This window comes from Microcoleus sp. FACHB-672 (genome assembly GCF_014695725.1).
Classification (GTDB): Bacteria; Cyanobacteriota; Cyanobacteriia; order Cyanobacteriales; family Oscillatoriaceae; genus FACHB-68.
In genome coordinates this window covers 1-12,398 of record NZ_JACJOU010000003.1, presented here as the reverse complement: position 1 = coordinate 12,398, position 12,398 = coordinate 1, and the positions used below count along the sequence as shown (strand labels likewise).

Genomic DNA, 12,398 nt, shown 5'->3' with positions numbered 1-12,398 from the left:
TTAGAAATTTCAATCAGCGGCTGCTTCTATCTGAGACTTAAGCTGAGAGGTAATTAAAGGAGCTTTGGGAGCTAAAAAGAATCCCATTAAACTTGCAAAAAGAATTGGGGTGAAAGGACTGATATTAGTCAGTTTTGCAAGCAGTAACGTTGTACTAATTGGCGTTCGTGTCACCGCTGCATTCAGGGCAGCCATTGTACAAATCATTGCTAAAGCAGGATTTAAACCCGGAATCAAACTGCTGACTGCTTTGCCGATACACGCACCTGTAAAAAACAGCGGGATAATAAATCCGCCACGCCAGCCGCCTGTAACCGTGATGCTAATTGCTGCCATTTTTGCTAAAGCTAAAACCAAGAGGAAAAAAGCAGGAAAGTTAGTGCTAACAACTGCATCCAATTCATCGTGACCAAAATAACGAGTTAACGGCAAAAGGGCAGCAAGTCCGCCCAATGCCAAACCGGCAAAGGTTGTTCGGACATAAATCGGCCCTGGAATTCGAGCAAACAGCCGATCACACCCTCGAAAAATGGCGATAAAAATCCATCCCGCCACAGCGCCGATCGCCCCATACAAAATCGCCAGCGCAAAATCGTCAATCTTATCCAAATGGTAAGACGGGAAATGCCAAGTGGGTGCAATTCCTAAGCGGGTAATGCCGGCAAACACCAAATAACTCGCGCAACTGGAAATAATTGCTGGTAGCAACGCCTCGTAATACTCCAAAACATACTCGTGGTGCAAAATCTCCAAAGCAAACATTGCCCCACCCAAAGGTGCACCAAACAGCGCCGTAAAACCGGCAGCCATTGCCGCCAAACTCATTGATCTAAGGTTTTCTCCTTCCAAGTTCAAGCGATCCGCAACCCAAGTACCAAACGAACCTGTTACCTGTACCAAAGGCGCTTCTGGGCCGGCACTTCCTCCGGCAGAAATACTCAGCAGAGATGCCAAAATCATCGAAGGATTTTTTCGAGCATCCAAACGCCCACCGCGAAAATGGATATTATCAACAATCACGGCAATTTCACCAGGATTGCCGAGAAAATGAATCACAAGCCCGATTAGCAAACCCGCAACAGGCATGATAACCATCAGCGTTGGGCCATTAAACCGATCCAAGGCGTGTATCATTAACTCCAAGACATTCCAGTACAACCCTGCGAACAGGCCGCAAATCGTACCAATAATGGCCCAGCATAAAACCCAGCGTGAAATCATCAGCGGGTTGCGCCTAGCAACGCCAAAAAGCTGAAGTAAGGGCCGGCGTTGAGTTTTCTCAGGTCTTTGGGGCTTTTCTGGTAGCACAGCTTGTTTCCTACCGCTGGTTATTGCAACAAAAGATACAAAATTTGTATGCTTTCTATGCTAGCTGTCATTGACTCATCTCAAGCCCTAAGCCCTAAGTCGGTTTCCTGCGGCTTTTGGCCCCGGTTGCCATACACAGCAGGACAAACGAATTAAAAACTAAACTAATAACTAAACTTTAAAATCGCTTTCCACTTCTTTAGATCATCAATTTTGCCGTTTCCAGGCTGCCAAATCCTCTAATGCCAGCTTCTAACCCATCCTCTTTATTTCAGATCCCTATGTTTCCTATCATCTTCTCAGAATTTTTCATGCTGCACGAGACAGGCCGACTTCACCCAGAACGTCCAGAGCGTTTGAGTGCGATTGTAGAAGCGCTGGAAGCCTCTCCTTGGGCAGACCTGCTAGATTGGCAAAAGCCCACGCCGGTGGAAAAAAGGCCGGGGGTGATGGCTCAAATCGAACAGATCCACCCTCAATCTTATATCGAAACAATCCAGCAGCTCGCGGTCAAAGGCGGTGGCCATGTTGATCCAGACACGCCGGTTTCCCGCCTCAGTTATGATGTGGCGTTGCTGGCGGTAAGTGCATGGCTGGATGGGGTTGATCGCGTTCTGTCCACCGGCACACCGGCTTTTGTACTGGCCCGTCCCCCAGGACACCACGCCCTCAGCTCACGCGGCATGGGATTTTGCCTATTTTCAAATGCCGCAATCGCCGCTCACTACGCCCTAGAACAACCGGGCATTGAACGCGTGGCCATCCTCGACTGGGACGTGCATCACGGCAATGGCACTCAAGCCATTGTGGAAAACAATCCCAACATTGCCTACTGTTCCTTGCACCAGTGGGGTGCCTATCCCCGCACAGGTGCTGCGAAGGAGCGGGGGGCGCACGACAATGTACTAAATATTCCGATGGTTGCGGGAAGCACAGTAGCACACTACCGGCAGGCATTTGAAAACGAAGTCATGCCATTTTTACAAAACTTTCAGCCAGATTTACTGATTGTTAGTGCCGGCTACGATGCCAATGCCGCTGATCCCTTGGCCGGTATCGAACTGCAACCTGAAGATTTTGGGCTATTCACAGATTATTGCCTGACCCTGACGCGCCGGATTGTGTTTGGCCTAGAAGGCGGTTACGATCTGAAGGCATTGGCAAAATCGGTTGTAGCGACTGTGGAGCGATGTTTGTTACAGAAAACTTAAACACTGAGCGCTAACCTTCTTTAACCGGCCTGGAATTGAAAAAAACGAACCCAACAATAGGGTGGTATTTTTTTGCAGAGGTTGTTTGCCGGCTGCAAGGATTTTGCTGTTTTTTTGTGGTTAACCTAACCCTAAGCTCCTCATTAATTAAGGAATTTAAGCTTTTCTTCCGCTTTGTCAAAGTTTGTTTCCACAGTTATATACAGTTGCCACCCCTTGCTGATATAAATCAAGTGCGCGTGTTCTATCACGCTAGATTGAGCTAAAAGCCGAAAATCAAAGCCGTGTGCCGGTGGCTACCAAAAAGTAACTCAGGCGCACTCTAGAAGCACACTTGCAGCCATAATTCTCAGGAGAAAATGAAAGTGGGTAAGTACGATCACGTGTTTGGCGCTGAGGGCGCGAGCGAAAAAACCCTTAGCCCTGAAGAAGCCGTAGCTGCGATCGCCGTGGTTACCATCTTTGCAGACGGGCAACCCTCGGATGAGGAAAATCAAGTATTGACTGAGATCATTAACAGTTTGGATATCTTCGAGGAGTATGCCGTCGAAGAGTTCCAAAAAATGTTTGATAAAATCACCGGCATCCTCAATCAAGAAGGCATTGGCGTTCTGTTTAATACAGCAGTTGATGCGCTCTCCGACGATCTGATAGAAATTTCTTTTGAGGTAGCGGTTGAAATCATTTTATCCAATGAATCTGCTGATGAGTCGGAAGATACCTTCTTAGACGATCTTGCAGAAGCATTGGGACTTCCTGAAGAGATTGCGCAGGAAATTATAGACGACTTGATTGACGACGAACCGATTGAGGACGACGAGGAAGTTTAGGCGCACACTGCACGGGCACTTCACTCAGTTGCCACTGAACTAAAGCGACCAACCATTGCCAATTTTTATTAATTTAGGCGATTCCATCGCGGGTGATTTAGTTAGCATTACGAGAACGAAATTATCTCGCCGTTGCAGGAAGCTTTGCCGGCAAGTTACGCCCTGCTCAACCAAGTCAGTGTGGCGATGTCTCAAAGCACAAGTTACAGCAAAAGCGGCTCTCAAGTTACGAGAAAATTACGGTGATTTGGTTCAAGAAAGTATTTAGCACTCAGAGCAAAAGCGAAGAGATGATTTGATTAGAAACAAAAGCTAAATATTTTCCCCCATTGCGCTTAACTTAACTGAAACCCAAAAAGCCCCCGGAAGGGGGCTTTTGTTTTTGCTGACCTAATTCTCCTTGGCCCTCACTCCCTACATCTGTGCCGGTGTCGGGCAACCTGTCAAGAATTTTTAACACATCTATCTTTAGGCGGAGGCAACAACTGCCGGCACAATTCTGCGAGAAAAGCTGTCAATCTGCTTGGAGAGAGCATTTCAAAGCCTAAGGAGCCGAACACAAGCAGATTTGTTAAAAAAACGTAAAGATTTTATCTCTTCCTTAGGATGTATTTATCTCATCCTTTAGGTATACTTAGCAAAATTGCAATCCCGCCCCAGTAAGAAAACCCACCACCTAAATATGAACTTATTAGAGCTAGAAAGAGAAACGGCAAAAATGGTTTTGACCTTGAGAACCCGCAATAGCCAGCTAGGGAAAGACTTAATTAACTACCTAAGAACCGAGTTGACGCTGGAAGAGGTTGCTGGCTTAACAATCATTAGTGTTGAGCGATTGCTTTTCTGGTCTGACACAGACTCAGTTTTCTGGGCCATCGAAAATATCATTCCTGCCGATGTGATGCTCGAAGTCCAAAGAATCACTTCAGTTGCGGCATATAAGCGGTTAATTGACAAAGGGTTGACTCCAGGGAAAGACTTTAGTGTTGACGCACAGGGCAAACTGTTGATGAATGTAGAGGCGAGAACAGCGATTCTGACTCGCTAAAACCGGCAATGCTACCGCATCAGAATTTAACAGCCGGTGATTCTCTAACAGGTTTGCTTTTGTCTCCAGTGATTGGCTCTATACGTGTGCGTCAACCCTATAGGTCAGAGTCGGTTGTAATCTATTTAGCTCAAGCAAATTTTTTCCTCTAGCATCTCCTTCCCGGCTGCTTTAACCAAAGCGATACCTAAGGCGCGAATCCTCAATCGAGTTTGTGAAAACCCCTCACCGGCTCTGTTTTGCCTGGAATCGTGACGCTAAATCTGGCCACGATGAGCAGTGTGTGCTGTTCCCGCCGGCTGCAAGTGAGGATTGGCCCAGCAAATTTATGCCGGCAAGAATCATCCTCCATCACAAAACTTTACGAGCGCATTTGGCTTGGCGATTAACTTGACGACAACCCCTCTATCAAAGCCGACCCCTCAAACTGCAACTTCATGCCGGCACACAAATCTACACGAATGTGTCATTCTGTCTCCTTCCTGCTTTATTGAAATACGCAATAGGAAGTGGAGTCAGTCGTATAAACTATAGAAAACATAAGTTGCAACCTGAGCGCTTTTTCCTTCAACTTGTCTGCTCAGTCTGCCGGCTTAAAATTTGATCGTCTATTAGAAACCGCGAACAAAGCCACAACTGGGGTTAGCAGCAGGCACTTGGAAAAACTCAATCGTGCATCGTTAGACAAGGTAAGATACAAGCCGGTTAAAACTGGGTAAAATAAGTAGCCGCCCTGTGTTTGCCCAAATTTCAAAGGCTGGCAGGAGTGCATCTGCAATATCGCCCAACGCTGGGTGAAGCATCTTGCGCCACAAGCGCAAGACTGAGGATATATTTAAACTCAAAACCTTTATTTTTTCGGGAAGTGAACTGTGAGCATTGCTATTATCACCGGCTCTGCCGGCCTAATTGGTTCTGAAGCCTCTGCCTTCTTTGCCAAACAAGGCTTAGACGTGGTTGGAATTGACAATAATATGCGTAGTGTCTTCTTTGGTGAGGAGGCTTCTACAAGTTGGAACCGGCAGCGGCTGGAAGAGTCTTTAGGTTCCCACTATCGCCATGTAGAAATAGATATTCGGGATTTTGAAGCAATTACCAAGCTATTTAAAGAATATGGTTCAGAGATAGCTTTAGTCATTCATACAGCAGCCCAACCTTCCCATGACTGGGCAGCGCGTGAGCCATTAACTGATTTTACCGTGAATGCAAATGGCACACTGCATCTGCTGGAAGCGACTCGCCTTCACGCACCAGACGCGGTTTTTATCTTTACCTCAACCAACAAAGTTTATGGCGATACACCTAATCGCTTACCTTTGGTTGAAAAAGAATATCGCTGGGAAATCGAACCAGGTCACACTTACGAACCTGGTATCCGCGAAGATATGTCAATCGACCATACACTGCACAGTTTGTTTGGTGCATCGAAGGTAGCGGCTGACGTTTTAGTACAGGAATACGGACGCTACTTTCAAATGAAAACCGCTTGTTTTCGCGGCGGTTGCCTCACCGGACCCAAGCATTCCGGTACGCAATTACACGGTTTTCTTGCTTACTTGATGAAGTGTACAGTTACAGGTAAGCCTTATACAGTTAATGGCTATAAAGGCAAACAAGTTCGCGACAATATTCATAGCGCCGACTTGATTCGGGCATTCTATGAGTTTTTCAAAGCCCCTCGCGTTGCAGAAGTTTACAATACCGGCGGCGGTCGGAATAGCAACTGCTCAATGTTGGAAGGTATTCAAATATGTGAGGAGATTGCCGGTCGGAAGCTAAATTGGAATTATGCTGATAATAATCGCATTGGCGATCACATTTGGTGGATCAGCGATAATAGTAAGTTCAGCAAGCACTATCCCAACTGGCAAATGCAGTATAACGTTCGTCAAATATTACAAGAAATCTACGAGTTCAACAAGGAACGCTGGCCGCAAGAGTCCGTCTGATTATTACGAATTCTGCCAGTTAAATTCCTTTCAAGGATAGATGCAAGTCAGCCACCTGTTGTGAAAAATGAGGCTCTCTGTGCTGACCGTCACATTTTTAGCAGATCGGGCAGGACATCTACCAAGTTAACCGTGAACTTTGGCCAACTGAGGTGTTCTAATGATAGATCGAGGAAAAAAAAATCTCCTTGGCGTTTGGGTCAATGCTTTAGATTACGAAGCTGCTGTTAAGACAATTATTACAGCGGCCCATGAACGCAAGAGAATGGCCGTTTCAGCTTTAGCTGTTCACGGGGTGATGACTGGGGTGCTTGATGAAATTCATCGCTACCGGCTCAATCATCTGGATCTGATTTTGCCAGATGGACAGCCGGTACGATGGGCTTTAAATTTACTTTACAAGACCCGCCTACCTGATCGAGTCTGTGGCCCGACAACAATGCTGCTGGTTTGTGATCACGCAGCAAAAGAAGGACTGCCGATTTATTTGTATGGCAGCAAGCCTTCTGTGCTGGAAGATTTATCACGCAATCTGTGTACCCACTTTCCTAAACTGATCATTGCCGGTTCTCAGCCTTCTCGATTCCGGCAAGTTTCTAGTGAAGAGAAAAAGGAGATAGTTGAACAGATTCACCAGAGTGGGGCGGCCATTACTTTTGTTGGGCTAGGATGCCCCCGGCAAGAAGTGTGGGCTTATGAATATGCTGATGAACTTTCGATGCCAGTCATGGCTGTCGGCGCAGCGTTTGATTTCCATGCCGGCACTTTGTCTAAAGCCCCAGAGTTTCTCTCCCAAATAGGGCTGGAATGGTTCTATCGGCTACTGCAAGAACCAAAGCGTCTTTGGAAACGATATATGTTCTTAAACCCGCTTTATATTTGGCTGTGTACTTTACAGGCACTAAAATTGCGGGATTTTGAGCGCATAGAAGGCACTCCGCCGGCTCAAGAAATGCGTTACGGTTGACGTTTGTTTTTGTTCAAAAGTTAAGGACAAAGGATAAATTAGGGTTATTTATTCTTTCGTTAGGTGGGGGATTTTGATTTTTTAACCACAGATTACCGCAGATGAAACTTGAAAGCTATCTGTGTATGCCTGTAACCCGCTGCGCTATCATCTGTGGTTAAAAATCTCAATATTATTTGCCCCCACGCAGGGTTTTATTTTGGGCGAGAACGTTTTCACACAGTCGGGCAAAAAATTCACCCTTGACATCCCAATCAAACACCTCTTTCAGCCGCTTTTGCCCCGCCTGTCCCATGCGTTCTCGCAGCGCCTGATCGCCGACTAAACGAGATATCGCGTCAGCAAGACCTTTAACAGCCTTTTCGGGATCGACAGCCGGCACTTTAATGCCGGTTTCATTTGTCACCTGAGTGGCCGGTCCTCCCAAATCCAAGCAGATCACAGGACGGCCTAGCGCCATCATTTCCGCGCAGACAAACCCTCCAGATTCATGCAAACTGGGGTGAAGTAGGGCATGACATTCCCCCATCTTTTGCAGTGTTTGGTTGCGCGGTAAAGCGCCCCAAAACTGAACTTTGTCCGCGATTCCCAACTCGCCGGCTAATGCTTCTAAACGGCTTCGTTCTGGTCCATCGCCGACGATCCATAACTCAACGCCTTCCAGGTTAGCTAAAGCAAAGGCTCTGAGGCTGAGTTGCACGCCCTTCCAGTGTAAGAGCCGGCCTACACTAATGAAACGTACCGGGCTTTGTAGATCAACGGCATATTCCGCCATTTGGCTGATTTCTGCCTCAGACAAACCCACCTGAGAAAACACCTGAACGTTCTTTGCCTTCATCCAACGCAGCCGTTGCGCCGTCTCTTCTGTGGTTGCTAGCGCCATAGCACTACGCCGCGCTGTCAAAGCGGTAAACGGATCGCGTTCACCCACTCCTTGAGCAATTTGTCGCAGAGTTTCGTAAATCTTTCCCCGCCGGCTGTATTCGTTCCAAAAGGTTTTGGGGGCAGACTCCGCACCGCCTACCGGACCCCAAATAAAGGGCACCGGCAGCAGCGCCAAGAAGCTTGGTGACCAGTGTTTGACATAAGTGACGTGACGGATTATGTCAAAATCCACCTCACGATGCAGCTTGCGTGCCACAAAATAAGCCCAAATTTGCCACAGGTAATAATGGAATTGTAGCAACCCCTGCCGGCCTTTCCAATCTTCGCTCCAACCAAAAGGATCGAAATAGATAAAGTGCAAATTTGGAACCGGATTTTTAGCTAATTCCGCTTCAATAAATGGCCGGCAAAACGTTCGAGTAAAAACCCAAACTTCATGGTATTTTGCCGCCTGCAAAACCATATTCCAGCCCACCCCTTCCTCAGAGCCAAGTCCAGGTTCGCAGGCGAAGGCAGATAGAAGAACCTTCATAGGCAAAACACCTCAGTTTAATAAAGTTTTAAAGGAAGCCGGCGCTGACGTATCTCGGCGTATTACTCAGTTACCCGATTAATACCTTAAGGTAGGTTTTGCCTCAAACTTATCAGCGCTTGCCCATAATAAAAGATGCCACTTCTATGTAGGCTTCTGCCGCTGCTTGCGGATTTGTTTTGGCAATTAACTCCTGTGATCGCTTGCCCATAGAAGCAATTAAATCAGGATTATCTAGCAGCCGGCGCATTTGCTCAGCCAATTGTTGAGGATCGTGGGGGTCAAAAATATAGCCATTTTCTCCTTCAGCAATCAGTTCATAGGAAGCGGCTCCATTTGAACACAAGATTGGTTTGCCAAAAACCATCGCTTCAGGAACCACCATTCCCCAGACATCCTCATAAGTGGGAAAAACAAAAATATCAGCTTTGCTAAAATACGCTCCCAATTTACCATACTCAACCCATCCAATCCACTTTACCTGTTCTTCAAAATTACGCTCCTTAATAAAGGCCTCGAGTTCCTCTTGCTGATCGCCCCGGCCTACAATCAGCAACGTATAATTTCGGTATCCCTGACTTTTTAAAATTGAACAAGCTTCCAAAAGCGTTTTCAACCCTTTTCTTTGGGTAATTCGTCCCACATACAGAAAAGTAGGATGCTGTAAGTTAAGTTCTGGCAACTCAGTTGTTGCCATGCGTTTGAGCAAAGCTTCCGCATCGGGAACCAGGTACGTTCTCTTGAAAATTTTACGTTCTGGCACTTTGAGAACTTCAATTAAATACTTTTTACCGGCTTCACTGTTGGCAACAAACGCATCCGCAAAGCGGGCCAGATTTCGCCGTACAATGGTTCGGAATCCGGAATCTCGAAAATCTGTATTTGGAGAACTCCCATCATAAATAATTGCAATCCGCCAGCCGCCAACAGGTTTTAATAGCACCGTCAGAACTGTCCATAAAGAAAAAGCCTGGGGAAACACTACCTGTGGCTTAAACTTCAGCAAATAACCCACAATACTGGGCGAGACCACGATAAAGCCGCGATTGTAACCCGTATCAATTTTCTCCGTTTCAACAAATTTTGTTTCGCCTACTAACTGAATAGCAGAAGCACCGGGGGCTGTAGGATCGAATCCAGGCCAAACACGACCCGTATAAAAAACGGTATTTTTAAAGACTTTCGTAAACTCTTTCAAAACCGGCTGCCAATATGCCCCTAGTTCAACTTCTGGGACAAGCCAAGCGATACGAAGATCGTTCATTACTGTTTCCTTAAAAACAACAAGCAGAAAGCGCGAAAAAAGGTAAAACGCTCAAGCAAATTTTTCTATTTTTTGCCTTTTTACGGGTTATTTTTTACCTTTTAGCCCGCCTAGCAAAGAAATCCACAATACGCGCCGGTAGGGAAGCAACCAATAAATTGGCCACAATAAACCGCAATGCCGCTGAGTCAGCACCTTCCACTCTTCCATCGGTTGAAGGGTAACATCCTGAAGCGCTAAACCTTTCGGTTGACCAACTTTATTTAATTCCTGACGCAGTTGCACCTCTGTTCTTTCCGCCGGCTTCGGATTCTGCGAGCACGTTCCTAAATAGCCTGGAGCTATCCAGACTGTACATCCTTGCTGTTTCGCACGCAAACCGTAGTCCCAATCGCCGGCATAATGGACAAAAGCCGGATCTAAATTGCCCACCCTTTCCACCACCTGGCGCGGAATCAGCACACAGTTACCGCATATCGTGTCACAAGGCTGTGCTTCTTGAGTGGGCGGCAGGGGATCTAAGTTCAATGGATGCCACCAACGACTTTGCAGCATCCCGCCATAGGTAAATTCGCTGGTTTCGGGATCGCGAGTAGAGATGGCGATCACGGCTGCCGTATCACCCTCAGAGGCAAGCCGATTCGAGGTTGTCAGCAGCACATTCACCGCTTCTGGATCGAGGATGGTGTCATCATTGAGCCAGAGGTAATAATCATAATCCTCCTTAATCGCCTCCTCAAACGCCATCCGCATCCCGCCATTCCAAAACAAATTTCCATCCCCGTGAAGAATCTTAACGGCAGAATAGGCTTGGCGTACGGACTCTGCTGTGCCATCTGTACTTGCGTCATCCACAAGATACACGCTTAAGGAAACTTCAGGAGGAAGAACTTGCTTAAACAGCGCCTCCAGACTTCCTAAAGTCTTCTGCTTGCGGTTGAAACAAGTGATCAGGACTGCGATAGTAGTGTGTTTCATTGGCTCAAAAAAAGTTGCCTCTGGCTGTTAATCGTTACCGTCTCTCAGTCTATCGTGACTTCGCGGGAGTCTTTTGAAAGCCGGCTGTTCGACATGATACCCAGATGCTTAGCCTAACAAACACTTTATAAGATTCGTTTTAAACCAACTCTCAAACAGGGGCAAGCGCGACTTGTATCAAAATATTAAAATATTTAACATTTTTGAAGCAATTTGTTGCGTAAAAAAAAGTTTTACCTTGATTTTTGAGCTTTTGCGTTGTTTACTTATGTTTTCAGAGCTGTTGCTAACAAAATTCAGGGTATTTTCCCCTGAGAAGCAAGTTTTTTAAGGCTATGCTGAATCTAAGATTGAATTCAAGTCTCAAAACGACCTTTTCAGCCGGCTTTCAGCTTCTTAATTGTGCATTCAATAATTAGGGTTAACAGGCTATGGAAGATTTTGGGGTAATCGTAATTTGTTGTGACCAAGACTATCTATTTGCCAAGGGTGTCTGTGCTAGCATTCGATACTTTTTGGGAGATGTTCCGATTTGCCTGTTGGTTGATGGTACATTTTCTGTGGCTGAGTTAGAAAAGGCATACGATGTTAAAGTGATTAATCGCCTGAACATGACCCATGAAGTTTTGAAAAAGAGAAGCTTTGGTTGGGGAACGACTCGGATGATTGCATTCTGGGAGAGTCCCTGGAAGCATTTTTTAGTGCTTGATGCAGATGTCGCAGTTTGGGGAAATGTTCTTAAATATGCCAATTTTAAAGATTACGACTTGATTATTGATCAGCCTTGCTACGATTATTCTGAAGAAGCAATTGTTGAGTATTTCTTTGATCTGCCGGTCTTTGAAGCAAATTTCCCTGGCTTTAACTGGCGGAACCGTCCGTTTGTTTGTCCCGCTGTATTATTTGGAACCAGAGGAATTTTCAGCTTAGAGGAGTATGTCGAGATATTAGATTTCATCGAGAAGCACCCGAATGTCTTTAAATATGGCGATATGGGATTCTTGAATTTTATGATATTCCGGGCAGCCGATGAAGGCAGAGTGCGTTTGAAACAAGAAGATATCCAATTTCTAATTCCAGATTTTAATCAAGAAGAGGTGAAAAAGCGTTTTCCTGTGACTGAAACAGGGCCAAGTGTGCAAAATGACGATGCAAATGTTATTCACTGGTGTGGGCCAAAACCAATTTTTTCGAATTCTGAAACTTATACAGAGCCAATGAGTTTCTTTCGCCGCAAGTTTATGAAGGATGCTTGGGGTTTAACGGGATTAACGGCAGAACTGGCGCTGCAAAAAGAGGATTTACAGCGCAAATACAGCAAATTCGAAGTCTATGAGGTACAGTAGCAGCAATGTGTAAACCAATTTTTGAGATGTTCGAGATTCATTAATTGAAGTGCTAGTTTAATTAAACCATCAACTCCAGA

At 45.9% G+C, this 12,398-nt stretch carries 11 protein-coding genes; 6 read left to right on the top strand and 5 right to left on the bottom strand.

Features of this window, described 5'->3' with window-relative positions; genetic code table 11:
* Window positions 1-9 precede the first annotated feature (9 nt).
* Window positions 10-1,308, bottom strand: coding sequence for a chloride channel protein (locus H6F56_RS01105; protein ID WP_190664971.1), 1,299 nt, complete (start codon window positions 1,306-1,308; stop codon window positions 10-12).
* 281 nt (window positions 1,309-1,589) lie between these two features.
* On the opposite strand from H6F56_RS01105, the gene H6F56_RS01100 reads away from it, so the two are divergent.
* The 3 genes from H6F56_RS01100 (at window position 1,590) to H6F56_RS01090 (ending at window position 4,397) form a co-directional block, all read left to right on the top strand.
* A complete protein-coding gene (locus tag H6F56_RS01100; RefSeq protein ID WP_190664970.1) occupies window positions 1,590-2,519 on the top strand; it encodes a histone deacetylase in 930 nt (309 codons plus the stop codon).
* 365 nt (window positions 2,520-2,884) lie between these two features.
* A complete protein-coding gene (locus H6F56_RS01095) occupies window positions 2,885-3,349 on the top strand; it encodes a tellurite resistance TerB family protein (protein WP_190664969.1) in 465 nt (154 codons plus the stop codon).
* Window positions 3,350-4,031: 682 nt separating this feature from the next.
* Complete coding sequence (locus tag H6F56_RS01090) at window positions 4,032-4,397, top strand: hypothetical protein (protein WP_190664968.1); 366 nt, start codon at window positions 4,032-4,034, stop codon at window positions 4,395-4,397.
* A gap of 202 nt (window positions 4,398-4,599) precedes the next feature.
* Here the strand turns inward: H6F56_RS01090 and H6F56_RS01085 are convergent, their stop codons facing one another.
* Window positions 4,600-4,749, bottom strand: a complete 150-nt coding sequence (locus H6F56_RS01085) for a hypothetical protein (protein WP_190664967.1) — start codon at window positions 4,747-4,749, stop codon at window positions 4,600-4,602.
* Window positions 4,750-5,269: 520 nt separating this feature from the next.
* Between H6F56_RS01085 and H6F56_RS01080 the strand changes: the two genes are divergently transcribed.
* Window positions 5,270-6,346, top strand: a complete 1,077-nt coding sequence (locus H6F56_RS01080; protein WP_190664966.1) for an NAD-dependent epimerase/dehydratase family protein — start codon at window positions 5,270-5,272, stop codon at window positions 6,344-6,346.
* A gap of 160 nt (window positions 6,347-6,506) precedes the next feature.
* Window positions 6,507-7,313: a WecB/TagA/CpsF family glycosyltransferase gene (locus H6F56_RS01075; protein WP_190664965.1), complete on the top strand. Its 807-nt coding sequence runs from the start codon at window positions 6,507-6,509 to the stop codon at window positions 7,311-7,313.
* A gap of 172 nt (window positions 7,314-7,485) precedes the next feature.
* On the opposite strand, the gene H6F56_RS01070 is transcribed toward H6F56_RS01075, so the two are convergent.
* The 3 genes from H6F56_RS01070 to H6F56_RS01060 form a co-directional block, all read right to left on the bottom strand.
* Window positions 7,486-8,730 carry a glycosyltransferase family 4 protein gene (locus H6F56_RS01070; RefSeq protein WP_190664964.1) on the bottom strand — a complete coding sequence of 415 codons (1,245 nt, stop codon included), beginning with the start codon at window positions 8,728-8,730 and terminating at the stop codon, window positions 7,486-7,488.
* 112 nt (window positions 8,731-8,842) lie between these two features.
* Window positions 8,843-9,994 (bottom strand): glycosyltransferase family 4 protein, encoded by a 1,152-nt coding sequence (locus tag H6F56_RS01065; protein ID WP_190664963.1) that lies wholly within the window; start codon window positions 9,992-9,994, stop codon window positions 8,843-8,845.
* A gap of 87 nt (window positions 9,995-10,081) precedes the next feature.
* Entirely contained in the window at window positions 10,082-10,972 is an 891-nt protein-coding gene (locus tag H6F56_RS01060; RefSeq protein WP_190664962.1) for a glycosyltransferase family 2 protein, read from the bottom strand.
* A gap of 431 nt (window positions 10,973-11,403) precedes the next feature.
* Here H6F56_RS01060 and H6F56_RS01055 point away from each other — a divergent pair, with 431 nt between their 5' ends.
* A complete protein-coding gene (locus H6F56_RS01055) occupies window positions 11,404-12,318 on the top strand; it encodes a hypothetical protein (protein ID WP_190664961.1) in 915 nt (304 codons plus the stop codon).
* The last annotated feature ends 80 nt before the right edge of the window (window positions 12,319-12,398 follow it).